We start from the raw sequence: 25,511 nt of genomic DNA, 5'->3' as shown, positions 1-25,511 counted from the left end.
GAGGCGAAATCACCCTATTCGGCCGGATTGGTCGCCCCGGACGAGGCGGTCGAGGTGGCAGCCTTCTTCTCCACGATCCGGACCGCGATGATGGCGCCCTCGTAGAGCGCGAGCAGCGGGATCGCGAGCGAGGCCTGGCTCAGCACGTCGGGCGGCGTCAGCACGGCGGCGATGATGAAGGCGATCACGATGAAGTAGCGCCGCTTCTCCTTCAGCATCTTCGAGGTGACGATGCCGATGCGGCCGAGCAGCGTCAGGATCACAGGCAGCTGGAACGCGATGCCGAAGGCGAAGATCAGCGACATCATCAGCGAAAGGTATTCGCCGACCTTGGGCAGCAGCTGGATCTGCGCGGTCTCCGCGCCGCCGGCCTGCTGCATGCCGAGCGAGAACCGCACCAGCATCGGCAGCACGACGAAATAGACCAGCGCCGCGCCCATCACGAAGAACACCGGGGTGGCGATCAGATACGGCAGGAAGGCGTTGCGCTCATGCCGGTAGAGACCGGGCGCGACGAATTTGTAGATCTGGGTGGCGACGATCGGAAACGAGATGAAGCCCGCGCCGAACAGCGCAAGCTTCAGCTGGGTTATGAAATATTCCAACAGCGCGGTGTAGATGAACTTCGAATTCTCCGGGCCGGCGATCCAGACGAACGGCCAGACCAGCACATTGTAGATCTGCTTGGCGAAGAAGAAGCAGATGATGAAGGCCACGCCGAAGCCGAGCAGCGCCTTGATCAGCCGCGATCGCAGCTCGATCAGGTGATCCATCAAGGGGGCCTTGCTGGCCTCGATGTCTTCGGCGCTCATGACGCCCTCGCGTCCTTGCGCGAATTGGACTCCGCTGGCGTCACGTCCTGCGGCGCCGGCTCGCCCTTCACCTCATTGGTGATCGCGAGCGGCTCGGTGGCGGCAACGTGCGTCTCGGCCTCGACGAAGGTGTCCGGCGTCGGCTCGGCGGGAGTCGTGGGAGTAACCGGTGCGTCGATTGCGGACGCGACCTGCGCGTCGACCGGCTTGTCGATCTGCAGGGCATCGCTGACGTCCTTCTGCAGCGAGGTCATGATGTTGCCGCTGGTGATGCCGGTCGCGGCCTCCCTGACCTCGTCAAAGCTCTTCTTGAGGTCGGCCATCTCGGCCTCGCGCATGGCTTCCTGGAACTGGCCCTGGAATTCGGAGGCCATCTTGCGGGCCTTGCCCATCCATTGCCCGACCATGCGCAGCACGCCCGGCAGTTCTTTCGGGCCGATGGCGATCAGCGCGACGACCGCGATGACGACCAGTTCACTCCACCCGATATCGAACATGAATTCTTCCGCCTAAGCGCGCCGCCATCGGCCCCATCGCTCCTCACAGGAGCTGGAGCTGCCGGCGCCTTTTCTCAATCGGCGTCCATAGCGCGTCTGTGCGACGGCGTCACCGTTTCGCGCAAGAAAAAACGTCGAAATATGCGTCAGTACAAGCGCGTTAGACGGCCTTGCTGCCGACGTCCTGGCGCGCGGCCGACGTCGCCGCATTGTGATCGATCGACTTGGTGGGCTCGGTCTTCTCGGCGACCTTGTCGTCGTCCTGCATGCCCTTCTTGAAGGCCTTGATGCCCTGAGCGACGTCACCCATCAGATCCGAAATCTTGCCGCGTCCGAACAGCAGCAGGACCACTGCGATCACGACGATCCAGTGCCAAATGCTCAACGAACCCATCCTGCAACCCTCCAGAAATGGCCGGCGGACCGGCCTGAACTTTGCCGGAAGGTAGGCCCGCGGGGTGTCAAAAACAAGGACCTAGGCCGCGGCAAATCGCTGTCGCGGCTACGTAATATTGCTAGGCTTAACCGGGAATATTCAGGCTTATTCGCCCTTGTCCTCGGTGTTGGCATCATCACCCGCGTGGTCGGCCCGGTCTTCCGGCTCGCCAGCGTCAGGCTCGGCCGAATCCGCGTCAGAGGCAACGTCCGCCTCGACCTCGGCCTCGGCGGTGGTTTCAACCTCCACAGTCGCTTCGGCATCAGCCTTCGGTTCCTCGACTTCCGGCTCGACGGCCGGCGCCAGCAGCAGTTCCAGCGTATCGCCCGGCTCGAGCGGCTCCTCGTCCTCCCGTAGCGTCGCATCATCCGACGGCGACGGAACGGAAAATCCGGTCGGCAGACGCGAGTCGAGCAGACCCGTGCCCTTCAGTTCCTCGAGCCCCGGCAGGTCGCCAAGCGCTTCCAGGCTGAACTGCGACAGGAAAGCGTCGGTGGTTCCGAAGGTCAGCGGACGGCCCGGCGTCTTGCGGCGGCCGCGCGGGCGGATCCAGCCGGTCTCGAGCAGCACGTCGATCGTGCCCTTCGACGTAACCACGCCGCGAATCTCTTCGATTTCGGCGCGGGTCACCGGCTGGTGATAGGCGACGATCGCCAGCACCTCGATCGCGGCACGCGACAGCTTCCGGGTCTCGGTGCTCTCGCGCGTCATCAACCACGACAGATCGCCGGCGGTGCGGAACGTCCACTTGTTGGCGACCCGCACCAGGTTGACGCCACGCGGGGCATATTCCGCCTGCAACTGTGCCAGCGCCGCCTTGACGTCGACGCCGTCGGGCATCCGCTTTGCCAGCGTCGCCTGATCGATCGGCTCGGCCGATGCAAACAACAGGGCTTCCAGGAGCCGCAATTCCTCAGGACGCGCCACCGGGTCCATAGGAGAAACCTCCTCCTCGGGCTCTTCTCTGCGCACTTCCGCCAAGCTTGCCATGGGCTTGCTCTCCTTCTTCCACTTACTCAACCGACAGGTCCGGCGCCGCCATTGCGGCTTGCGCTTGACGCTTTCGGAAATAGATCGGCGCGAACGCCTGCTTCTGGTTGATTTCCATCTCGCCCTCGCGAACCAGCTCGAGGGCCGCAGCGAAGCTCGATGCGAACACCGTCGCCTTCTGGGTGGGATCGGCGACGTAATTCATCAGATACTCGTCGAGGCAGCTCCAGTCCTCGGCGATGCCGACCAGCCGCTCCAGCGAGGCGCGCGCTTCCGCAAGCGACCACACGGTACGCTTCTGCAGATGAACCGTGGTCAGAACGCGCGACTGGCGCTGCGTGGCATAGGCCGACAGCAGGTCGTACAGGGTCGCGGTGAACTTCGGATGCTTGATCTCGGCGATCGATTCCGGATTACCGCGCGGAAAGATATCGCGCTGAAACTGGGGCCGGTTCATCAGCCGGTTCGCCGCCTCGCGGATCGCCTCCAGCCGGCGCAGCCGGTTGGCGAGCGCGGTCGCCATTTCCTCGGCGCTCGGTCCCTCCGCGCTCGGCGGCTCGGGCAGCAGAAGCCGCGACTTCAGGAACGCCAGCCACGCCGCCATCACCAGATAGTCGGCCGCAAGCTCGAGGCGAATCTTGCGCGCGGCCTCGATGAACGAAAGATATTGGTCGGCGAGCGCGAGGATCGAGATCTTCGACAGGTCGACCTTCTGCTGCCGCGCCAGCGTCAACAGCAGGTCGAGCGGGCCCTCATAGCCCTCGACGTCGACCACCAGCGCCGGTTCGCCCTCGGCAAGGTCGGCCGGCCGCCCGGTATCAAACGAAAGAATTTCAGCGGTCATGCCGTCCCTACCCGATCCAACAACGCATTCAGTTCAGCCCGTGCCGTCTGCCGGTCGAGCGGCTGAGGCGGCTTGCGCGCGGCGAGCGTCGCCGTGGCGCGCTCAAGCGCCTTGCCGGTCAGTTCCGGCGTCTCGCGTGCGACCTCGCGCATCTCGTCAATATTGCCGTTGCAGTGCAGAACCATGTCGCAACCGGCGGTGACGATGGCGCGGGTCCGCTCGGCAATCGATCCGGCCAGCGCATTCATCGACACGTCATCACTCATCAACAAACCCTGGAACCCGATCAGGCCGCGAATCACCTGTTTGATGATTGTCGCAGAAGTCGTGGCCGGATGGACGGGGTCGAGCGCGCTAAACACAACATGTGCAGTCATGGCCATCGGCAGATCGGCAAGCGGCTGGAACGCGGCAAAATCGGTCCGTTCCAGCTCGGCCCTGGCGGTATCAACCGTCGGAAGCCGGAAATGGCTGTCCGCCGTGGCCCGGCCGTGGCCGGGAATATGCTTGAGAACCGGCAGGACCCCGCCCTGTTCCAGTCCGTCCGTGACTGCCCGGGCGATCGCCGCGACCTTGCCGGGTTCAGTTCCATAGGCCCGGTTGCCAATCACCGCATCTGCCCCGGCCACGGGAACGTCGGCCAAAGGCAGGCAGTCGACCGTAATTCCAAGGTCGATCAGGTCGGCCGCAATCAGCCGTGAGCTGAGCCGGGCAGCCGCAAGCCCGAGCTTCGGATCGATGTCATAGAGCGCTCCAAAGCTCGCGCCCGGCGGATAGGCCGGCCAATGCGGCGGGCCGAGCCGCTGCACCCGCCCGCCTTCCTGGTCGATCAGGACAGGAGCATCGGTGACGCCGACTGCGAACCGGAGTTCCCCAACAAGAGCCGCCACTTGGGCAGGACTCTCGATGTTACGCTTGAACAAGATGAAGCCCCATGGCCGCTCGGCGCGAATGAATTCGCGTTCGGCGTCGTTGAGGATCAGCCCGGATATGCCCGTGATGAATGCGCGGTTCGTCATTCGGCCGATTAGGCCGTATGCAGCTCACGGGTCAAGGAAACGGCCTTTAATTTCTTTGGATGAGGCACTGCGGCCCACCCGCCGACATCAGGCTCTTGCACACTTGGCTCGCCTCTTCCGACGATGCGAACGGGCCCGCGAAGGCGCGGTAGTAAACGCCCTTTTCGCCGAGATCGACGCGTTTCACCACCAAGGGCTGCGAACCGAGCACGCTGCGATACTTGCCCTGCAGCGTCCGGTACGACGCCTGCGCGTCCGCCTCGTTCTTCTGCGAAGACACCTGGACCAGATATCCGCCACCACCGACCGGAGCCGCCGAGGTCGAGGCCACCCGGGTCGGAGGCGCGGCCGGAGCCGCTTCAGCCTGGCCGGGAACCAGCGACATTGGCGAGTTGACGCTCGCATTGGCCGCAGCCGGGTTGCCGCGCGACACTGGAGGCTTCGCCGCCGCCGGAGGTTTCGCCGGCACAGTCGCGGTGGCCTGCGTGCCATCGGGCGTATCGCCCTTGACCGAGAGGGTGCGGACCTTGCGCGGCTCGTTGTTCGGCAACGTGCCGTTGGCGGTGACCGGCGCCGGCGCCGGCTGCGCCGTCTGCACGCTGGCGGGCGCCGGCGGATTCGCATTGGCGTTCAGCGGCGGAAATACCACGCGCGGTCCGGCGGTCTTCGAATTGACGTCGACCGGCGTCTCTTCGCGCGACACGATCTTCTCGGTGCCGTCGCCCGTCGCCATCCGGTCCGGCGTCTTGGCCGGCGCGTCGGCCTGGGCCGGGATCACCTTGGTCGGCGTGTTGTCGGCCTTGATGATCGGCGGCTCACCGCTGCGGGGCGAACCGACATAGGTCCGGTAGGCATACGCGCCACCGACGCCGAACACGCCAAGCGCCAGCACCGCGGCGACCGTTATCAGGCCGCTGCGCCGCCGACGGGGCTCGGGTTCTTCCTCGTAGGCGTCGTCAAAGGCGTACGGATCGTCCGGATAGGCGGGATCGCGCTGTAAGTCCTGATCGCCGGCTTCCAGCTGGCCATAGAGCGCGTCGTCATAGCGCGACGAATCCTGATTCTGACCGCCACCCTGATAGGGCGGCTCCTCGTCAAACGCCTCCGGCTGTCGAGGGGCCTCGACCGGACGATATTGCGCCACAGGCGCAGGCGCGGGCTGCGCTTGCTGCGCCGCATAGCGGTGCAACGGATGCACCGGCTTCGGCTGGTAGTCGTGCTCGGGCTCTTCGTCTTCGGTGTTCTGCACGGGAGGCGGAGCGACGGCCTCTTTCCGCGCGCGCTGCATCCAGGGCGGCGGGCCCGCGGGCGGCGCATCCTCGTCCGCGGCCTGCGGCTCGTATTGTTGCGGCCGCGCGTTGGCGCGCGACTGCAGCGGACGCGGCGGCGGCTTGTTGGCGGAGCCGAAGGGATCCGTCTGGCCGATCAGCCGTGCCAGTTCGGCAAGCGGATCGCTGTCGGCCTTGGAAGCCGTGTCGGCGGGAAAATGTCGGTCCTGATATCGATCAGCCATTGTGATGATGCATCCCCTTCGGGACAGCGCCAAGATCGCCGGCACAGCCGGTCCGTACGAGTTGGCCTCTGCCAGATGCCCTCACAAATCCCCACTCGTGAGGGCCTAATGCCCCTGCCTACCGCATCTCGGTCGGAGCGTGGACGCCTAGAACAGCTAAGCCCGATGCCAGAACCGAGACGACGCCCTGAACCATTGCCAGTCGCGCCCTCGTGATCTCTGCATCATTATTGATAATGAAGCGTAAATAGGGCAAATCGCGCCCCTTGGTCCACAGCGCATGAAATTCACTGGCCAAATCATAGAGATAAAAAGCGATTCGGTGTGGCTCATGTGCCACCGCCGCAGCCTCGATCATCCGCGGATAAAGCGCAAGCCGCTTGAGCAGATCGAGCTCGGCCGGGTCGGTCAGCCGCTCGACCGTAGCATTACGGAGATAGGCCAGCCGGGCCTCATCGGTCTCGGGCAGATCGGGAACCGCTTCCTCCCGCGCGTTGCGGAAGATCGAATGGCCGCGGGCGTGGCCATACTGGACGTAGAAGACCGCGTTGTCCTTTGACTGCTCGATCACCTTGGCGAGGTCGAAATCGAGCACCGCGTCGTTCTTGCGGAACAGCATCATGAATCGGACAGCGTCGGAGCCGACTTCGTCGACGACCTCGCGCAGCGTGACGAACTCGCCCGACCGCTTCGACATCTTCACCGGCTCGCCGTCGCGCAGCAGCTTCACGAGCTGCACGATCTTGACGTCGAGCACAGCCTTGCCCGCAGTCACCGCCTTCACGGCGGCCTGCATCCGCTTGATGTAGCCGCCATGGTCGGCACCGAACACGTCGATCAGATTGGTGAACCCACGCTCGAACTTGTAGCGGTGGTTGGCAATGTCGGATGCGAAGTAGGTGTAGGAGCCGTCCGACTTGATCAGTGGACGATCGACGTCATCGCCATAGGCGGTGGCGCGGAACAGCGATTGCTCGCGATCTTCGTAATCCTCGACCGGCTTGCCCTTCGGCGGCGGCAAACGGCCCTCGTAGATGTCGCCCTTGGCACGCAGGAAATCGATGGTCTCGGCGACCTTGTTGTTGCCGGACGTGATCAGCGAGCGCTCGGAGAAGAACACATCGTGATGGATATTGAGCGCGGCGAGATCGCCCTTGATCATCTCCATCATCATGGCGATCGCCTTGTCGCGCACGATCGGCAGCCACGCGGCTTCTTCCATGTCGAGCAGCTTCTCGCCATATTCCCTGGCGAGCGCCTCGCCGACCGGCACGAGGTAGTCGCCGGGATAGAGCCCTTCCGGGATCGCGCCGATGTCCTGGCCCAGCGCCTCGCGGTAGCGCAGGAACGCCGAACGCGCGAGCACGTCGACCTGGGCGCCGGCGTCGTTGATGTAATATTCGCGGCAGACGTCGAAGCCCGCGAATTGCAGCAGGCTGCACAGCGCGTCGCCGAACACGGCGCCGCGGCAATGGCCCACATGCATCGGCCCGGTCGGGTTGGCCGAGACGTATTCGACATTGACCTTCTCGGCCTTGCCGATGTCGCTGCACCCGTAAGCCGAGCCGGCGGCCAGCACGGCGCGTAGCGCGTCCGCCCAGACCTGCGGCTTCAAGGTCAGATTGATGAAGCCGGGCCCGGCGACATCGACCGATGCCACCAGCGCATCGGCGCGCAGCCGCTCGGCGATCTTGTCGGCGAGCTCGCGCGGCTTGGCCTTGGCGTCCTTGGCGAGTACCATCGCGGCATTGGTCGCCATGTCGCCATGGCTGGCGTCGCGCGGCGGCTCCACCACGACGCGGGAGAGGTCGATGCCGGCAGGCCAGTTGTCTTCGGCTGCAACAGCGGCACAGATCGCGTGCACGCGTGTCAGCATATCGGCAAAAAGGTGTGGTGAAGCAGTGGTGTCGGCCATGGCAGGGCGCTAACGCAAATCCGGGGTCGAGTCAAAAAGCCTTTGGTGCTCGATCAGGGCGAAACGGTCGGTCATCCCGGCAATGAAATTGCCGATGCGCCTGTTCCGAGCGCTCCCGGTCTCTTGCACGCTGCCCTCGATCCATTCCGCCGGCAGGTCTTCAGGCGATTGCTGGTAGCGCTCGAACAGATTGCGGACCACCTCCTCCGCCTCCCCCATCACCAGCATCACCCGCTTGTGGCGGTACATCCGCCGGAACAGGAACGCCTTGATCGCCGCCTCCTGCTCCGCCACCTCGGACGGAAACGCAATCAGCGGCGCATTGTGGTGGCGCACGTCGTGGGCCGATTGCGGCTGCGCGGCCGCCAGACGCCGGCCCGCTTCGTTGAAGACCGCGCTGATGAAGTGTGAAATCAGCTCACGCACCAGTTCGGCGCCGCGCCGGACCTCGTCGAGCCCGGGATAGTGGCGGTCGATCTCGGCGATGATCTCAGCGGTCAGCGGCATCTCCTTGAGGTCGTCGACCGCGAACAGACCGGCACGCAGGCCGTCATCGATATCGTGCGCATCATAGGCGATGTCGTCGGCGAAGGCCGCGATCTGCGCCTCGAGCGAGGCATAGCTCCAGAGCTCGAGGTCGTAGCTCTTGTTGTAGTCGGCAATTCCGATCGGGACTCCACTCTCCAGGTAGCGGCCGGCGGGCGCGCCACCGCGCTCGGTCAGGGGGCCGTTGTGCTTGACGATCCCCTCGAGCGATTCCCAGGTCAGGTTCAGCCCGCCGAATTCGGGGTAGCGATGCTCCAGCGAGGTGACGACCCGCAGCGCCTGCGCATTGTGGTCGAAGCCGCCGTCATCCCTGAGGCATTCGTCGAGCGCCCGCTCGCCGGCATGCCCGAACGGCGGATGGCCGAGGTCATGCGCCAGCGCCAGCGTCTCGGTCAGGTCCTCGTCGACTCCGAGCTGGCGGGCCAGCGCCCGGGCGATCTGCGCCACCTCCAGCGAGTGGGTCAGCCGGGTGCGGTAGTGATCGCCTTCGTGGAAGACGAAGACCTGGGTCTTGTGCTTGAGGCGGCGGAACGCGGTGGAATGGATCACCCGGTCGCAGTCGCGCCGGAACGGGCTGCGGGTCCGGCTCGGCGGCTCCGCGACCAGCCGGCCGCGGCTGCGATCGGGGTCGCAGGCATAAGGCGCGCGGGGGGCAGCCATTCCGACCGACACTGTATTTTAGTCCTTATCCATTTGATTCCATGGTCCGACGCACTTAACTATGACTGACGCGGCTGACCAAATGAATTGGGGATGACGCCAAGCCTGATCCGGATCAGATCATGCCCAAATAGGGTTTCGGAGACCGACATGACTGCTGCCATCACCGTCAGCGAACGGGCCGCCCGCCGTATCGGGCAGATCCTCAGCAAGGAAGGCGAAGGCGCCAAGCTGCGCATTTCGGTCGAGGGCGGCGGCTGCTCCGGTTTCCAGTACAAGTTCGACGTCGAGCGCACCCAGGCCGATGACGACCTCGTGATCGAGCGCGACAGCGCGGTGGTGCTGATCGATCCCGCCTCGGTCCCGTTCCTCGCCGGCTCGGAAGTCGACTTCGTCGACGACCTGATCGGCGCCTCCTTCCGCGTCGTCAATCCGAACGCCACCGCCTCCTGCGGCTGCGGCACCAGCTTCTCGATCTAACGCCTCGCGATCCCGAGCGGTTGCCCCCGGTGAGCCGGTTTCCGGCTCCCGCCAAACGCTCGGCTATTCCGCCGCGACCACCTGCGGCCGCTCGACGTCGCTACCCGCCTCCGCCTGCGGATCGAGCTTGCGGCGCAGCCTGCGGTCGATGCGGTCGAGATAGATGTAGATGACGGGCGTGATGAACAGCGTCAGCAGCTGCGAGACGCAGAGGCCGCCGACCACGGCGACGCCGAGCGGCTGACGCAGTTCGGCGCCGGCACCCGCGCCAAGCGCGATCGGCAGCGTGCCGAAGATCGCCGCGAACGTCGTCATCATGATCGGGCGGAAGCGCAACAGCGCAGCCTCGCGGATCGCGTGCTCGGCGCTAAGGCCGACGCGGCGTCGCTCCAGCGCGAAGTCGACCATCATGATCGCGTTCTTCTTGACGATGCCGACCAGCATCACGATGCCGATCATCGCGATGACCGACAGCTCCATGCCGAACATCATCAGCGTCAGGATCGCCCCGATACCGGCCGAAGGCAGGCCGGAAATGATCGTGATCGGGTGGATGAAGCTCTCATAAAGAATGCCGAGGATCACGAAGGCCGCGAACACCGCGGCGAGGATCAGCACGCCCTGCCCGCGCAGCGAATCCTGGAACACCTGTGCGGTGCCGGAGAAGCCTGTTGCGATCGTCGGCGGCAGGTTCGCGTTCTGCTCGAGCTCGGTGATCTTGTCGACCGCGTAGCCGAGCGAATAGCCCGGCGCGAGGTTGAACGAGATCGTCACCGCCGGCTGCTGGCCCTGGTGGTTGATCTGCAGCGGTCCGACCGTCGGCACCAGCCGCGCCACCGCATCCAGCGGGATGGTCTGGCCGTTCGCGGTCTTCATGTAGAGCTTCGACAGATCGGACGGATCGACGCGGAACTGCGGCTGTACCTCCAGGATGATCTGGTAGTCGTTCGACGGCATGTAGATGGTGCCGACCTGCCGCGCGCCATAGGCGTTGTAGAGCTGGTTGCGAACCTGGTCGACGGTGACGCCGTAGACCGCCGCCTTCTCGCGGTCGATGTCGACCGCCATCTGCGGGTTCTTGATGTAGAGGTCGGTGGTAACGTCGAGCAGGCCCGGAATCTTCTCGATCTTGTCGCGCATCTCGGGCGCCAGCCGGTACAGCGACTCGGTATCGCCGCTCTGCATCACATACTGATACTGGCTCTTGGAGATGCGTCCGCCGATGTTGAGGTTCTGGATGCTCTGGAAGAACGCCTGCATGCCGGGGATCTCGCGCGCCTTCTGGCGGAGCCGGCCGACCACGACAGTGGCGTTGTCGCGCATCTTCTGCGGTTTCAGTGCGATGAACAGCCGGCCGTAATTCGCGGTCGGATTGGGGCCGCCGGAGCCGACCGTGGAATTGATGTACTCGATCGCCGGATCGGTCCGCAGTACCTCCACCAGCGCCTGCTGGCGCACCTTCATCGCCTCGAACGAGGTGTCGGTCGCCGCCTCCGTCACGCCGATCAGGAAGCCGGTGTCCTCCTGCGGGAAGAAGCCTTTCGGCACGATCATGTAGAGATAGATGGTGCCGCCGAGCGTCGCGAACGTCACCAGCAGCATCAGCGCCTTCTTGGCCAGCACCCAGTCGAGTGCCCATTCATAGGCGCGCAGCCAGGCCTCGAACATCGCCTCGAATGCCCGCAGCACGACGTTCGGCCGCTTGCTCGCGTCATGCGCGCGCAGCACGCGTGCGCACAGCATCGGCGTCAGGGTCAGCGACACGAAGCCGGAGACGATGATCGCAACCGAGATCGTCACCGCGAATTCGCGGAATACGCGGCCGACGATGCCGCCCATCAGCAGCACCGGGATGAACACGGCGATCAGCGAGAAGGTGATCGAGATGATCGTGAAGCCGATCTCCCGGGCGCCCTTCAGTGCCGCCTCGAACGGCTTCATGCCGTGCTCGATGTGGCGGACGATGTTCTCCAGCATGACGATGGCGTCGTCGACCACGAAGCCGACTGAGAGCGTCAGCGCCAGCAGCGTCATGTTGTTGATGGAGTAGTCCAGCGCGTACATCGCCGCGCAGGTGCCGAACAGCGAGATCGGCACCGCGAGCGCCGGAATGAAGGTCGCGGATGCCGAGCGCAAGAACAGGAAGATCACGAGGATGACGAGGCCGATCGCGATCAGCAGGGTCTCCTCGACGTCGCTGACCGCCTGGCGGATCGAGACCGAACGGTCCATCATGACCTGCATGGTCACCGAGGGCGGAATGGCGGCCCGCAGCGACGGCAGCTTGGCCAGCACCGCATCGACCACGGCCACGGTGTTGGCGTCGGGCTGCTTCTGGATCGCGAGCACGATCGCCCGCTCGCCGTTCATCCAGGTCGCGATCTTGTCGTTCTCGACGCTGTCATAGACCTTGGCGATCTCGTCGAGCCGGACCGGCGAGCCGTTGCGCCAGGCGACATAGATCTGGCGGTAGTCGGCCGCCTTGTCCATCTGGCCGGAGGCCTGCAGCGCGACGTCCTGCTTGGGGCCGTTCAAGGTACCGACCGGGGTTGAGGAATTGGCACGCGACACCGCGGCGCGGATATCCTCCATCGAGACGCCGCGCGCGGCCGCGGCCTCCGGATCGGCCTGGACGCGGATGGCAAATTTCTGCGCGCCGTAGATCAGCACCTGGGCGACGCCCGGCAGCTGCGATAGCGCCTGCCCGATGGTGATATCGCCGTATTCGTTGACGCTCGACAGCGGCAGCGTCGCCGACCCCAAGGAGACGAACAGCACCGGGAAGTCCGCCGGGTTCACCTTCCGGAAGCTCGGCGGGATCGTCATCTCGATCGGCAGCCGGCGCTGCGCGATCGTCAACGCGGTCTGCACGTCGAGCGCGGCAGCATCGATGTTGCGGTTGAGGTCGAACTGGATGGTAATGACGCTCGTGCCCTGCGAGGAGTTTGAGGACATCGAGGAGATGCCGGCAATGGTCGAGAGCTGGCGCTCGATGATGCCGGCGACCGAGGCCGCCATGGTGTCGGCGCTGGCGCCGGGCAAGGTCGCGGTCACCGCAATGGTCGGGAAGTCCACCTTAGGCAGCGCCGAGACCGGCAGCAGGCGGAAGCCGAAGACGCCGAATGCGATGATCGACGCCGTGATCAGCGTCGTCATGACCGGGCGGCGGATGCAAAGCTCGGAGAGCGTCATCGGTCAGGCTCCGGCCTTGCGCGCCCGCAGCTCGACCCGCGATCCCTCGGACAGCAGCAGCTGGCCGTCGATGACGACGCTTTCATCGCCCGCCAATCCGTCCGCGATCACCGAGCTGCCCTGGAAGGTGCGATCGACCTTGACCGGCCGGACCTTGGCGACGCCGTCCTTGACGACGAAGACGAAATTACCGTTCTGGCTGCGCTGCACCGCGACCGTCGGCACCACGACCGCGTCTTCGCTGCGAATGATCAGCTTGGTCTGCACGATGGTGCCGGGCCACAGCGTCTCGCTCTCGTTGCTCATGATGCCGCGCACGGTCACCATGCCGGTGGTCGCGTCGACGGCGTTCTCGACCATCGCGACCTTGCCGCGCTCGGAACGCTGGTGGCCGGGAATGGTCGCGATCACCTTGGAATCGCCTTTCCCGATGGCGTCGCGCAGATCGACCAGCACCCGCTGCGGAATCGCGAAGGTGACATAGACCGGCGCCATCTGGTTGATGACCGCGAGCGGCTGGGTGTCGGCGGGGCGGACGAAGTTGCCGACCTTGACATTGGCGGCGCCGATCCGCCCCGCGAATGGTGCGCGGATGACGGTGTAGCTCTTCTGGACGCGGAGGTTTTCCAGCGCGAACCGGTCGGCCTTGATGGTCCCGATCAGAACGTCGGACTGGGTCTTGGCGTTGTCGAGGTTGACCTGGGTGGTCGCGCCCTTGCCGACCAGTTCGGTGTAGCGGCGGAGGTCGCGCTGCGCGCCCTCGAGCTGGGCCTGGTCGCGGGCCAGGACGCCCTCGGCCTGCTCGATCTGGGCGTCGATCTGCCGCGCGTCGAGGGTGAACAGCAGGTCGCCCTCATTGACCCTGGCGCCGTCCTCGAAATGTACCGAGACGATGGTGGTCTCCAGCCGCGACTTCAGCGCCACGCTGGAGATCGGCGTGACCTGTCCAATGGCATCGACATCGACCGGAACCGATTTGCGTTCAGCCTTGGCGAGATCCACGGACACCACGCGCGGCCGCGCCGTCCCTTGCGCGGTGGCGGCACCGCCGCCCATCCATGAAGTGCGGGTCATGTAAGCCGCCCCGGCCGCAATGCCCAGAACAGCGACAGTCAGAACCAAATTGCGTTTTTTCATAAGTTTTGCACGTGCGCCACCGGCTTCCCTTGAAGGCCGGTGCGCGTCGTCACTCCCCCGTCGGCAATTGTTGCGCCTTGTTTCCGGAGAGGGTTAGCACAGGCGGACCGCCCATGGTATGCCACCTAAGTGAAATAGTGCGGCTTCAATCCGGTCATTTGCATGCGCATCGCTACGTGGAACGTCAACTCGGTCCGGCAACGGATCGAACTTCTGGTCAGCTGGCTGAAGGAGTGTTCCCCCGACATCGTCTGCCTGCAGGAGATCAAATGCGTCGACGACGCGTTCCCGCGGCTCGAGGTCGAGGCGCTCGGCTACAATGTCGTCACCCACGGCCAGAAGACCTTCAACGGCGTCGCGCTGCTCTCCAAGTTGCCGTTCGACGAAACCAAATCGGGCCTCGCCGGCGACGACGAGGACGCCCATGCCCGCTTCCTCGAAGGCGTGGTCACGCTGAAACAGGGCGTGATCCGGGTCGCGTGCCTTTATCTGCCCAATGGCAACCCCGCGAATACCGACAAATATCCGTACAAGCTCAAGTGGATGTCGCGGCTTCTTGAGTATGCGAAGGAGCGGCTGAAGGCAGAGGAGCCATTAATTCTGGCCGGCGACTTCAACGTCATTCCGGCGGCCCGCGACGTCTACAATCCCGCCGCATGGGCCGATGACGCCCTGTTTCGCCCCGCCACCCGCGAGGCCTTCCAGTCGCTGCTCGGCCTCGGCCTGACCGACGCGCTCCGCGCCGTCAATGACGAGCCCGGCCAGTACACCTTCTGGGACTACCAGGCCGGCGCCTGGCAGAAGAACTGGGGCCTGCGCATCGACCACCTCTTGATGTCGCCGCAGGCGAGCGACCGGCTAATCGACGTCGGCATCGACAGCTATGTCCGCGCCTGGGAGAAGCCGTCCGACCACGTCCCGGTCTGGGCCGATCTCGATTTCGAGACCGCCTGACTCGCACCGGCCGGCCGGGAGATCAATCCCGGCGGCCCTGCACCCAGTGCTCGAGCATCTGCAGCGCCATCGCGCGATCGTCCTCGGACGCCTTGGCGATCGCCCGGTTGTAGCTTTCCTTGATCCAGGCCTCATCCGGCGTCGCACTGTCGCGCGCGAGCGTCAGCCACATCAGGCCGCGTGCCCGCTGCGGCGGCAGCCGGTCGCCGTTGAACAGCATCTGGCCGAGCAGCGCCTGCGCCTGATGCTGGCCCTTCTGGGCGGCGAGCCCGAGCCAGCGCGCGCCGTAGCGGAAGTCGTCCCGCGAGGCGTCCGGCGTCTTCAGGTACAGCCGGGCAAGGTCGTACTGGGCGTCGGCATTGCCGAAATAGGATGCGGCATAGGAGAACATCTCCCGCGCCCGCTCGGTGTCCGCCTTCACCTTGGAATTGGGAATGCCGCTCAGATAATAGCGGCCGAGCGCCACGAAGGCGTTGGCCACGATCGAGGCCTGCGGCGCCGACGGCGAATCCTCGGCATGCGCATTGGCGATCCGGCTGAAATACTCAAAGGCACGCATGTCGTCCTGGATGACGCCGTCGCCCTCTGCGTACATCTTGCCGAGCTTCCACTGCGCCACGGGGTGACCGCCCTCGGCCTGATACTGCAGCGTGCTGAACGACGAGGTCGGCGAGGTCGCCGCAGGCGCCACCGGGGTCGCGGCTCGTTTCAGCGCGCCGGCTGTCCCCGGCTGCGGGGAAACCACAGGAAGAACCGTATCTTGTGGGTTGACCGGAGCGCCGTCGAATCCGAATCCGGGGCCCGCCACCGGAATGGCCCCTAACGCAAACGCCAATATCGTACGCCTAAACGTCCGCATAACACTGTTTCTCGTACGCGCCACCCGGATGGGTGACTGCGCCATCCACCGCCGGCCCCACTTGCTCGGCGTACTTCCACAGCGCACCAGATGTATGGTTCGTCGCGCGAGGGGCCCATTTGGTCTTACGATTTGCGAGTTCGGCGTCGCTCAAATTTACGTTAAGGGTGCCGGCGACCGCATCGATCTCGATGATGTCGCCGTCTTGCAACAACCCGATCGGCCCGCCGACGGCCGCTTCGGGTCCAATATGTCCGATGCAGAAGCCACGGGTGGCGCCGGAGAACCGGCCATCGGTGATCAGGGCAATCTTGCCGCCCATCCCCTGCCCGGTCAGTGCCGCCGTGGTCGCCAGCATCTCCCGCATGCCGGGACCGCCCTTGGGCCCCTCGTAGCGGATCACGATCACCTCGCCTTCCCTATAGGTGCGCTTCTGCACCGCCTCGAAGGCGTCTTCCTCGCGGTCGAAGCACCGGGCCGGACCGGTAAACCTCAGGTTGGACATTCCCGCGACCTTCACGATCGCACCCTCCGGAGCGAGATTACCCTTCAGCCCGACAACGCCACCCGTCACGGTGATCGGATTGTCGGCCGGCCGCACCACGTCCTGGTGCGGATTCCATTTCACGCTTTTGAGGTTTTCGGCGATCGTTCGGCCAGTGACGGTCAGGCAATTCCCGTGCAGGTGGCCATTGTCGAGCAGCGTCTTCATCAGCAGCGGAATGCCGCCTACTTCAAACATGTCTTTGGCAACATAACGGCCGCCCGGCTTCAAATCCGCGACGTAAGGAGTCTTTTTGAAGATTTCGGCGACGTCGAACAAATTGAATTTAATGCCGCACTCATGGGCGATCGCCGGCAGGTGCAGCGCAGCATTGGTCGAACCACCTGAGGCTGCAACCACGGCCGCAGCATTTTCAAGGGCTTCGCGGGTGACGATGTCGCGGGGCCGGATGTTTTTCTCGATCAGCTCCATCACCTTCTCGCCGGCGGCGGCGCAGAAGGAGTCGCGGATCTCGTAAGGCGCCGGGGCCCCGGCGGAATACGGGAGCGCGAGGCCGATCGCCTCGGAGACGGTCGCCATCGTGTTGGCGGTGAACTGGGCGCCGCAGGCGCCGGCCGACGGGCAGGCCACCCGCTCGATCTCGTCGAGGTCCTCGTCCGACATGGCGCCGACCGAGTGCTTGCCAACCGCCTCGAACATGTCCTGCACGGTGACCGGTTGGCCGCGGAAGTTGCCGGGCAGGATCGAGCCGCCATAGATGAAGATCGACGGCACGTTGAGGCGGACCATCGCCATCATCATGCCCGGCAGCGACTTGTCGCAGCCGGCGAGCCCGACCAGCGCGTCATAGGAGTGGCCACGGACCGTCAGCTCGACCGAATCGGCGATGCATTCGCGCGACGGCAGCGACGAGCGCATGCCGTCATGGCCCATCGCGATGCCGTCGGTGACGGTGATGGTGCAGAACTCCCGCGGCGTGCCGCCGGCCGAAGCCACGCCCTTCTTCACCGCCTGCGCCTGGCGCATCAGCGAAATGTTGCAGGGAGCAGCTTCATTCCAACATGAAGCAACGCCGACAAAGGGTTGATGAATCTGGGCTGTCGTCAGCCCCATAGCGTAGAGATAGGAACGGTGCGGAGCACGCTCGGGCCCTTCCGTCACGTGACGGCTGGGCAGCCTGCCCTTGATGTTCGTTTTGGCGTCCATCGCGACCCTGTTCCCGGCGCTCTTTCCTCCAACAACGCCGGAACCCGGAAAATGTCCCGTCGTCGGAGCGCTGGCTATTCAGCTACGTGAATATCCTTTCATGTCGGGGTGTGGCTAAAAAGCGGCGCGACTACGGACCGGGTACTTTTAAGGTTAAATGTTCAGGCACCGTTGCAACATCGCAACAATCGTGGCCGCCGCGCAACCATGTATTATCAGTCCTTATAGGAACCTGACGCCGGCCTGACCATATGACCGATCGATTGCCGCCTTGCGATGGAGCTCGCTTGAGTTGCGGGACACCGTGCGTGAGCCATCCGGGCTCTGCTCACGCAAGCGCATTGCTGCATAGGCAGCTCGTGCGATCGGTCGAGCGCAGCGATACCCCATCAATAAAACCCGAGATGCGACGGGTATCGTCGCAAGGCGAGGACTTCCAGCAGCAACGGCGAAGCCTTTGCGTGGGATGACGGTCACATAGCAAGCGCTACACCCAAGGCCACTCCGTCCATCCTGCAACTTACCCGGCGGCCAGCTTCGGTGGCGACGGAGGTGACCAGCACTCCGTGCGATTCCGGCCGTGCTCCTTGGCCTGGTAGAGCGCCGCATCGGCGGCCTTCATCAGGGCATCTATCCCGGGCATGCTTGTGAGGGCCTCGGCAACGCCGATGCTCACTGTCAGTGGCATCGGTCGATCATCGGCCCTCAACGACAACGCTTCCGCCCTCTTGCGAATGCGCTCGGCGACGGTTCGGGCGCGCGACAATGTAGTCTCCGGCAGCAGGACCGCGAACTCCTCGCCTCCGACGCGGCCGACGACGTCGGACTTGCGCTTGCCCCGAATGCATATCTCGGCAACAGCCTTGATGGCCTCGTCACCGGCCGCATGACCGAAGCGATCATTGATGCTCTTGAAGTGATCGATGTCGACCATCAGCACGGATACGGAACGATAGTAGCGCTGGAACCGGCTCCACTCCGCATCCAGCGTCGTCAGGAAGTGCCTGCGGTTGAACAATCCGGTGAGCGGATCGGTGGTCGCAAGCACCTCCAGCTGCCGTGCGTTGCGTACGAGATCGGTCACGTCGACGAAGGTCAGCATGCGACCGCCGTTTGCCATCGTCGAGCAATGGATCCTGATATGACGGCCGTCCGGCGTCTGCACGTCGCGCTTGTGATCGCCTGCCTTGATCTCCGCAATCCGCTTCGCGGGAAAGGCCCTGATTTGCTCCGGTGTCGCGCCCGCCGGAACGGCGCGGCGGTTGCGCGTGAGCAGCGTGATGTATGCCGGATGCCGCGCGATCTCCTCCTCGCTCACCTCCCAGAAGTCGCGCATTCGCCGATTGAGGAAGATCGCATTGAGATCGCGGTCGAGCAGGACGACGCCGTCCTCCACGTTCTCGAGCGCACCGGTCAGCACCTTCAGCTGGTCCGATGCCCGCACGATGTCGGTCACGGGCGTGTAGCTCACCATCCGGCCGCCGTCGGGCAGCGGCGTGCACTGGCATCGAACCACATCACCATTGCTGCGCCTGAGATCGATCGGGTTTGGGTCCCCGACGCTCACGAGGCGGACGCGCTCGGCAAGGTAGGCATGAAGCTGCTCAGCCGGCAGCTCATAGGCCATGGTCTTGCAGCCGTGATGCATCAGATCGGTGAAGGTGGGGTTGCGGTCGGCCACCGCGTCCGAAAGCGCCCACATGCTCCGAAACGCACGATTGATGAACAGGGCTTTCAGCTCCGAGTCCAAAAGAAGGATGCCGACCGGGATCTGATCGAGCGCCGCGCGCAGCGCCAGCATGTGCCCGCGCAGAATATCGCCGCTGCGCCGCTCCGGAGTGGCGGCCGGTGCAGGAGCGGCGGGCGCGGGCGCCGCAGCGTTGGCCTGCGGCGCTTCAAAAGCCAGGCCGAGCTGGCGGTCCGATTGCCACAGCCGTCTGCATGGCTTCACCTGATTGCTGCCGACGAGCAACAGTTGAATGCGATCGGGAATGCCAACGACACTTTCGAGTTCCACGGTGGCGCCCATCTCCGTGAGCTGGCGGACCGTGCAGTCGAAGGCAGACCGGCCGAAGTTGAAGACGATCTTTCCGGCCAGAAACGTTCGGCCGCGGGAAGCTGACACCTGTCCGTACATGGCGAGAATCCACCTGGAGCAATTGCGAGCCCCCTCACCTCAGCACGTTTGAGTCACCAAGCCATGAACGCTTTCGGGAAGGTTTAATCGGGAGCCGGGCCGAAGACGCCGGCTGTGTGCGCCGCAAAACGGGTCCCGACCGACATGGCAAACGTAGTCGTGGCCAATAAACGCAAGACTCAGGGCGACTTGATCTCCTGAGAGGGCTGCATATGGAATGCTTGGGACCCACGCTCCGATCCGAACACCCCTACCTGCGAAAAGCTTCGGTTCGCTCCAACCATCCTACCGCTCATGCGCTTCCGCCTTCGCTGTTCGAGCTACGGCGGACAAGTGGCTCCCATCAATCGGTCAAGGTCACTGCCGGGAAGAATTTAGTTCTACTCTATAATTATGCTGCGCTAGACGCAGTCCGAGTAGTAGCGTCGCAATTCCCTCAGTACGCAACTCCCTCAGTAACAGTCAGGGAAACGCCCGCCATGTCTGCTCTTCAAGCAAAGCTGGAACGATTTGAGATTCTCGCCGACGAATGCGAGCTGATCGCTAGCAGGACGGTGGATGGGAGCAACCGCGAGCTATACCAGCGGCTGGGCGGGCACTATCGCGAGCTGGCGACCGATATGAGGGCTGTGATCGCGACCATCAATACTCCGGCGGCGTAAGAAAAAGGGCCGCTCGAAACAACAAGCGGCCCAAGTCTAGGGAGGAAACGCCCTCAAGGAGGGCGGCGATAGCGCAAGGCGCTGTCGCACGATACGCATTTGGGTTGAGAGTCCAGCTTCGGGAGCCCAGACTGCGCAAGCCAGCGGCGCGACTATGTGCCTTGAATCCGCGCTTCGCAGCGCATAACTCCGAGCGCGACCGCCGAAGATTGAGGCGGTTGCAATTCCCGATACCCATCAATGCCGCCCGGGCCGCAATGGGTTTCGCTTCCGCCTTCGCTCCTCGAGCAACGGCGGGCAATACGTTCCATCCATCCCACAATTTACGATTTGCCGAGGCGCTTCCGTTTCGCGTTGAGCGCGGACGCAACACGGCTCGCCGGCGGGCGGCCGAGCAATCCAGCGACCTCGTTCGTCGTGGCCAGCAGCCTGTCCATGTCGATCCCGGTCTTCACGCCCATGCCTTCGAGCATGTAGACGACGTCCTCCGTCGCCACATTGCCCGTGGCGCCGGGGGCGTAGGGGCAGCCGCCAAGACCGCCGGCAGCGGCATCGATCACGCGAACCCCCTCTTCCATGCCGGCATAGAGATTGGCGAGCGCCTGGCCATAGGTGTCGTGGAAGTGCATCGCGAGGTTACCGACCGGCAACTCAGAAGTGACTGCACGCAGCATCTCCTTGGCCTTCAGCGGCGTGCCGACGCCGATGGTGTCGCCGAGCGAGATCTCGTAACAGCCGAGATCCCACAGCGTCACCGCAAGGTCGGCGACCGCCTTCGGCTTGATCTCGCCGTCGAACGGACAACCCAGCACGCAGGAGATATAGCCGCGCACCTTGACGCCGTCGGCCTTGGCGCGGGCCAGCACCGGCCTGAAGCGCTCGATCGATTCCGCGACCGAGCAATTGATGTTGGCGCGGGAGAAGCCTTCGGAGGCCGCCGCGAACACCGAGACCACCTGGGCGCCCGCCGCGCGCGCGGCGTCATAACCCTTTTCGTTCGGCACCAGCACATGGAATTCGGCGCCCTTGACCTTGTCCTTGATGTGGCTGACGCCGCGCAGCACCTGATCGGAGCTTGCCATCTGCGGGATCGCCTTCGGGGAGACGAAGGCGCCGACCTCGACGGTATTGAGCCCGGCTGCCACCAGCGCCTCGACGAAGGCGATGCGCGCCTCGACGCTGACCGGCGTCTTTTCGTTCTGCAGGCCGTCGCGCGGCCCCATCTCGATGATCTTGATCTGATCGCTCATGACGCGGCCGCAGGTTCGACTTCGGCAAGCTCGACGCCCTCGCCGACAATGTCGCCGACCTTGCATTTGAGCTTCTTCAGCACCCCGGCATAGGGCGCGCGCAGGGTCTGCTCCATCTTCATTACTTCCAGGGTGAGGATCGGCGCGCCCTTCTCCAAGGTCGCGCCCTCTTCGGCCAACAGCGCGACCACGGTACCCGGCAAGGGAGCGACGATCTTGTCCTCGCCGACCTGCTCCTCGCTCTCGCCGCCGAACGGATCGACCCAGTGCAGGTCGAAGCGACCGTTGCGGGTGCGCAAGTAAAGCTCGTGGCCCTCGATGACCGAAGCAACGCGCGATTTGAGACCGTCGAGCGTCAGGTCGAAGCCGTCATCGCCGGCTGACGAGATCGCGAAGACGAGCTCGCGGCCGCCGACGGAGAGCGTCGACGGTCCGTTGCCATAGTGCAGCGTGATGGTCTGGGCGGGCTCATGGCCCTGCCGGAACGAAAACACCCGCTGGCGGCGGCCGACCGGCATCCAGCCGAAGGCCTGCCAGGGCGAGTTGGCCTCGCGCCGCGCCGCCTTCTGCTCGTCGTTGACGATCGCGGCGACCGCTGCGCAAAGCTCGAACTCGCCGGCAGCGCCCGTGCCCGATGTCAGGTTCTTCAGCTCGCGCTCGATGAAGCCGGTATCGATCGCATTGGCTCGCGTATCCTTATGCGTCACCAGCGCCGACAGGAACGGGATATTGGTGACGATGCCGCGGACATCGGTTTCCTCAAGCCCGCGATTGAGCTTCTCGATCGCGCCCTCGCGCGTCGGCGCCCAGGCGATCACCTTGGCGAGCATCGCGTCATAGTAAGGCGAGACGTTATCGCCGCTGCGATAGCCGGCATCGATGCGCAGGCCGTCGCCTTCCAGTGGCGTGCGCCAGGTCTTGATGCGGCCGACCGAGGGCATGAAGTTTTTCTGCGGATTTTCGGCGTAGACGCGCGCCTCGATGGCATGCCCGTTCAGCCTGATCTCGTCCTGCTTCAGCGGCAGCGCCTCGCCGAAGGCGACGCGCAGCTGCCATTCGACGAGATCGACGCCGGTGATCAGCTCGGTGACGGGATGCTCGACCTGCAGGCGGGTGTTCATCTCGATGAAGAACACATCCTTGCCGTCGGAGACGAACTCGATAGTGCCGGCGCCGATATAGTTGACCGCGCCGGCGGCCTTGCGGGCGGCCTCGCAAACCGTCCCGCGTTGCGCGGCGTTCAGCGTCGGCGACGGCGCCTCCTCGATCACCTTCTGGTGGCGGCGCTGCAGCGTGCATTCGCGTTCCCACAGCGAGAGCAGATTGCCGTGGCTGTCGCCGATGATCTGCACCTCGATGTGGCGCGGGTTCTGCACGTATTTCTCGATCAGCATGCGGTCGTCGCCGAACGCCGCCTTGGCCTCGCGCTTGGCGCTGGTGATCGCGGCCGTGAGCTCAGCCGCCGAATTGACCACACGCATGCCGCGGCCGCCGCCGCCGGCCGACGCCTTCACCAGCACGGGAAAGCCGATCCGGTTGGCGGCTTCGGCCAGCGTTGCCTCGTCCTGCGCCTCGCCGTGATAGCCGGGCACCAAGGGCACGCCGGCCTTCTCCATCAGCGCCTTCGAGCCCGACTTCGAGCCCATCGCCGTCATCATCGCGGCGGTCGGGCCGATGAACACCAAACCTGCTTCAAGACAGGCCTGCGCGAACTCGGCGTTTTCAGACAGGAAGCCGTAGCCGGGATGCACCGCCTCGGCGCCGGTCTCCTTGGCCGCGGCGATGACCCGCTCGATGTTGAGATAGCTGTCGCGCGCCCGTGCCGGCCCGAGCAGCACGGCCTCGTCGGCAAGCGCGACATGCATCGCGTCGCCGTCGGCCTCGGAATAGACCGCGACGGTGCGCAGCCCCATGGCGCGCGCCGAGCGGATGACGCGGCAGGCGATCTCGCCGCGGTTGGCGATGAGAAGCGTGCGGAAACGCCGGGTGAGTTTTGAGCGGTCCATGATCAGATCCTGGGTCACATCCTGAACAGGCCGAATTTCGTGGGCTCGATCGGCGCGTTGGCGGCCGCCGACAGGCCGAGCCCGAGCACCAGGCGCGTATCGGCCGGATCGATCACGCCGTCGTCCCACAGCCGCGCCGTCGCGTAATAGGGATTGCCCTGCTTCTCGTATTGGGCGCGGATCGGCTCGCGGAATTTGTCTTCCTCTTCCGCCGACCAGCTCTCGCCCTTGGCCTCGATGCCGTCGCGGCGAACTTGACTGAGCACCATCGAGGCCTGCTCGCCGCCCATCACCGAGATCCGCGCGTTCGGCCACAGCCAGAGGAAGCGCGGGCTGTAGGCGCGGCCGCACATGCCGTAATTGCCGGCGCCGTAGGAGCCGCCGATCACGACGGTGAATTTCGGCACGCCGGCGGTGGCAACCGCCGTCACCAGCTTGGCGCCGTCGCGCGCGATGCCGCCGGCCTCGTACTTCTTGCCGACCATGAAGCCGGTGATGTTCTGCAGGAACACCAGCGGAATGCCGCGCTGGCAGCACAGCTCGATGAAATGCGCACCCTTCAGCGAGCTCTCGCTGAACAGGATGCCGTTATTGGCGATGATGCCGACCGGATAGCCAAAGATATGGGCGAAGCCGCAGATCAGCGTAGTGCCATAGAGCTTCTTGAACTCGTCGAATTCGGAGCCGTCGACGATCCGCGCGATGATGTCGTGCACGTCGAACGGCTTTCTGCCGTCGGCGGAGACCACGCCATAGATCTCCTCGGCCGGAAACAGCGGCTCCTGCGGCGGGCGCATGTTGAGCTGTGCCTTCACCGGCTGCTTCAGCGTGCCGACGATGCGGCGCGCGATCCCGATCGCGTGGGCGTCGTTCTGGGCATAGTGATCGGTCACGCCGGACTGCCGGGAGTGCACATCGGCGCCGCCGAGCTCTTCGGCGGTGACGACCTCGCCGGTAGCCGCCTTCACCAGCGGTGGACCGCCGAGGAAGATCGTGCCTTGATTCCGCACGATGATGCTCTCGTCGGACATCGCCGGCACATAGGCGCCGCCCGCGGTGCAGGAGCCCATCACGATCGCGATCTGCGGGATGCCCTGCGACGACATCTGGGCCTGGTTGTAGAAGATGCGGCCGAAATGCCGTTCGTCGGGAAAGATCTCGTCCTGCAACGGCAGGAAGGCGCCGCCGGAATCCACCATGTACACGCAGGGCAGATTGTTCTGCCGCGCGATGTCCTGGGCGCGCAGATGCTTCTTCACCGTCATCGGGTAATAGGTGCCGCCCTTGATGGTGGCATCGTTGGCGACGATGATGCACTCGCGCCCCGCGATGCGCCCGACGCCGGTGATGACGCTGGCCGAATGCACGTCACCGCCGTAGAGCCCGTTGGCGGCGAGCGGCGACAATTCGAGGAACGCGGTGCCGGGGTCGACCAACAGATCGACGCGATCGCGCGCCAGCATCTTGCCGCGCGAGGTGTGCCGCTTGCGCGAGGTCTCGCCGCCGCCGCCGGCCACCTGGTTGAGCTTTCCGCGGAGCTCCGCGACCAGGCCGCGCATCACCTCGGCGTTGCGGGCGAATTCAGAGGATGTGGGATCGATCGTCGAATGAAGCGGCATCGGTGTTGCACGTTTCGTTGGAGTATCGGTGGGGTTCAAGGTCAATCATCGTGCCGGGGCGAGCACAACTGCCACCACTGATGCGGTGACAGCCCCTCACCCGCCCTCTCCCAGCTAAGCGCGGGGCGAGGCCGAAGACATCAGGCCGTCTTGGCGAACAGCTCGCGGCCGATCAGCATGCGGCGGATCTCGCTGGTGCCGGCGCCAATCTCGTAGAGTTTTGCGTCGCGCAGCAAGCGGCCGGTGGGATAGTCGTTGATGTAGCCGTTGCC

At 64.8% G+C, this 25,511-nt stretch carries 20 protein-coding genes and 1 pseudogene; 3 read left to right on the top strand and 18 right to left on the bottom strand.

The window, feature by feature from the left end; translation table 11 throughout:
• Nucleotides 1-14 precede the first annotated feature (14 nt).
• The 9 genes and pseudogenes from tatC to E2I15_RS06365 form a co-directional block, all read right to left on the bottom strand.
• Nucleotides 15-812 carry a twin-arginine translocase subunit TatC gene (tatC, locus tag E2I15_RS06405; protein WP_038388491.1) on the bottom strand — a complete coding sequence of 266 codons (798 nt, stop codon included), beginning with the start codon at nucleotides 810-812 and terminating at the stop codon, nucleotides 15-17.
• On the bottom strand, nucleotides 809-1,309 hold the full coding sequence (gene tatB, locus E2I15_RS06400; protein ID WP_137480872.1) for a Sec-independent protein translocase protein TatB: 501 nt from the start codon (nucleotides 1,307-1,309) through the stop codon (nucleotides 809-811). The genes tatC and tatB overlap by 4 nt, the downstream gene beginning before the upstream one ends.
• A 160-nt stretch (nucleotides 1,310-1,469) precedes the next feature.
• Nucleotides 1,470-1,703 (bottom strand): twin-arginine translocase TatA/TatE family subunit, encoded by a 234-nt coding sequence (locus E2I15_RS06395; RefSeq protein ID WP_016846882.1) that lies wholly within the window; start codon nucleotides 1,701-1,703, stop codon nucleotides 1,470-1,472.
• 183 nt (nucleotides 1,704-1,886) lie between these two features.
• A pseudogene (gene scpB, locus E2I15_RS06390) lies at nucleotides 1,887-2,735 on the bottom strand (SMC-Scp complex subunit ScpB); the annotation flags it as partial.
• A gap of 22 nt (nucleotides 2,736-2,757) precedes the next feature.
• Nucleotides 2,758-3,579: a segregation and condensation protein A gene (locus E2I15_RS06385; protein ID WP_050420355.1), complete on the bottom strand. Its 822-nt coding sequence runs from the start codon at nucleotides 3,577-3,579 to the stop codon at nucleotides 2,758-2,760.
• A complete protein-coding gene (nagZ, locus tag E2I15_RS06380) occupies nucleotides 3,576-4,598 on the bottom strand; it encodes a beta-N-acetylhexosaminidase (protein WP_137480874.1) in 1,023 nt (340 codons plus the stop codon). The genes E2I15_RS06385 and nagZ overlap by 4 nt, the downstream gene beginning before the upstream one ends.
• A gap of 46 nt (nucleotides 4,599-4,644) precedes the next feature.
• Nucleotides 4,645-6,111, bottom strand: coding sequence for an SPOR domain-containing protein (locus E2I15_RS06375; RefSeq protein ID WP_137480876.1), 1,467 nt, complete (start codon nucleotides 6,109-6,111; stop codon nucleotides 4,645-4,647).
• A 118-nt stretch (nucleotides 6,112-6,229) separates the two neighbouring features.
• Nucleotides 6,230-8,026: an arginine--tRNA ligase gene (argS, locus tag E2I15_RS06370; protein WP_137480878.1), complete on the bottom strand. Its 1,797-nt coding sequence runs from the start codon at nucleotides 8,024-8,026 to the stop codon at nucleotides 6,230-6,232.
• Nucleotides 8,027-8,035: 9 nt separating this feature from the next.
• A complete protein-coding gene (locus E2I15_RS06365) occupies nucleotides 8,036-9,244 on the bottom strand; it encodes a deoxyguanosinetriphosphate triphosphohydrolase (RefSeq protein ID WP_137480880.1) in 1,209 nt (402 codons plus the stop codon).
• A 138-nt stretch (nucleotides 9,245-9,382) separates the two neighbouring features.
• On the opposite strand from E2I15_RS06365, the gene erpA reads away from it, so the two are divergent.
• A complete protein-coding gene (gene erpA, locus E2I15_RS06360; RefSeq protein ID WP_016846874.1) occupies nucleotides 9,383-9,712 on the top strand; it encodes an iron-sulfur cluster insertion protein ErpA in 330 nt (109 codons plus the stop codon).
• Between the two features lie 63 nt (nucleotides 9,713-9,775).
• Here erpA and E2I15_RS06355 read toward each other — a convergent pair whose 3' ends face one another.
• Complete coding sequence (locus E2I15_RS06355; RefSeq protein WP_137480882.1) at nucleotides 9,776-12,904, bottom strand: efflux RND transporter permease subunit; 3,129 nt, start codon at nucleotides 12,902-12,904, stop codon at nucleotides 9,776-9,778.
• Between the two features lie 3 nt (nucleotides 12,905-12,907).
• On the bottom strand, nucleotides 12,908-14,041 hold the full coding sequence (locus tag E2I15_RS06350; RefSeq protein ID WP_137480884.1) for an efflux RND transporter periplasmic adaptor subunit: 1,134 nt from the start codon (nucleotides 14,039-14,041) through the stop codon (nucleotides 12,908-12,910).
• 162 nt (nucleotides 14,042-14,203) lie between these two features.
• On the opposite strand from E2I15_RS06350, the gene xth reads away from it, so the two are divergent.
• Nucleotides 14,204-14,995 carry an exodeoxyribonuclease III gene (gene xth / locus E2I15_RS06345; RefSeq protein WP_137480886.1) on the top strand — a complete coding sequence of 264 codons (792 nt, stop codon included), beginning with the start codon at nucleotides 14,204-14,206 and terminating at the stop codon, nucleotides 14,993-14,995.
• A gap of 22 nt (nucleotides 14,996-15,017) precedes the next feature.
• On the opposite strand, the gene E2I15_RS06340 is transcribed toward xth, so the two are convergent.
• The 3 genes from E2I15_RS06340 to E2I15_RS06330 form a co-directional block, all read right to left on the bottom strand.
• Nucleotides 15,018-15,854 (bottom strand): tetratricopeptide repeat protein, encoded by an 837-nt coding sequence (locus E2I15_RS06340; protein WP_026192730.1) that lies wholly within the window; start codon nucleotides 15,852-15,854, stop codon nucleotides 15,018-15,020.
• Complete coding sequence (gene ilvD, locus E2I15_RS06335) at nucleotides 15,841-17,565, bottom strand: dihydroxy-acid dehydratase (RefSeq protein WP_018271516.1); 1,725 nt, start codon at nucleotides 17,563-17,565, stop codon at nucleotides 15,841-15,843. Before ilvD ends, E2I15_RS06340 begins: the two co-directional genes overlap by 14 nt.
• Nucleotides 17,566-18,085: 520 nt before the next feature.
• Nucleotides 18,086-19,702 (bottom strand): sensor domain-containing diguanylate cyclase, encoded by a 1,617-nt coding sequence (locus tag E2I15_RS06330; protein WP_137480888.1) that lies wholly within the window; start codon nucleotides 19,700-19,702, stop codon nucleotides 18,086-18,088.
• A gap of 479 nt (nucleotides 19,703-20,181) precedes the next feature.
• On the opposite strand from E2I15_RS06330, the gene E2I15_RS06325 reads away from it, so the two are divergent.
• Complete coding sequence (locus E2I15_RS06325; RefSeq protein ID WP_137480890.1) at nucleotides 20,182-20,364, top strand: hypothetical protein; 183 nt, start codon at nucleotides 20,182-20,184, stop codon at nucleotides 20,362-20,364.
• Nucleotides 20,365-20,687: 323 nt separating this feature from the next.
• Here the strand turns inward: E2I15_RS06325 and E2I15_RS06320 are convergent, their stop codons facing one another.
• From E2I15_RS06320 to E2I15_RS06305, 4 genes are all read right to left on the bottom strand, one after another.
• Nucleotides 20,688-21,614 (bottom strand): hydroxymethylglutaryl-CoA lyase, encoded by a 927-nt coding sequence (locus tag E2I15_RS06320; RefSeq protein ID WP_137480892.1) that lies wholly within the window; start codon nucleotides 21,612-21,614, stop codon nucleotides 20,688-20,690.
• Nucleotides 21,611-23,620, bottom strand: coding sequence for an acetyl/propionyl/methylcrotonyl-CoA carboxylase subunit alpha (locus E2I15_RS06315; protein ID WP_137480894.1), 2,010 nt, complete (start codon nucleotides 23,618-23,620; stop codon nucleotides 21,611-21,613). The genes E2I15_RS06320 and E2I15_RS06315 overlap by 4 nt, the downstream gene beginning before the upstream one ends.
• Nucleotides 23,621-23,634: 14 nt before the next feature.
• Nucleotides 23,635-25,239 (bottom strand): carboxyl transferase domain-containing protein, encoded by a 1,605-nt coding sequence (locus E2I15_RS06310; protein WP_069278421.1) that lies wholly within the window; start codon nucleotides 25,237-25,239, stop codon nucleotides 23,635-23,637.
• 140 nt (nucleotides 25,240-25,379) lie between these two features.
• Nucleotides 25,380-25,511, bottom strand: a 132-nt coding sequence (locus E2I15_RS06305) for an acyl-CoA dehydrogenase family protein (protein ID WP_283810534.1), incomplete at its 5' end; no start/stop codon positions are given.

It is taken from the genome of Bradyrhizobium sp. BR2003, from assembly GCF_009720285.1.
GTDB classification, from domain to species: Bacteria; Pseudomonadota; Alphaproteobacteria; order Rhizobiales; family Xanthobacteraceae; genus Bradyrhizobium; species Bradyrhizobium elkanii.
Note: the sequence above shows the minus strand (reverse complement) of the source record. Positions and strands in the feature narration are given on the sequence as shown.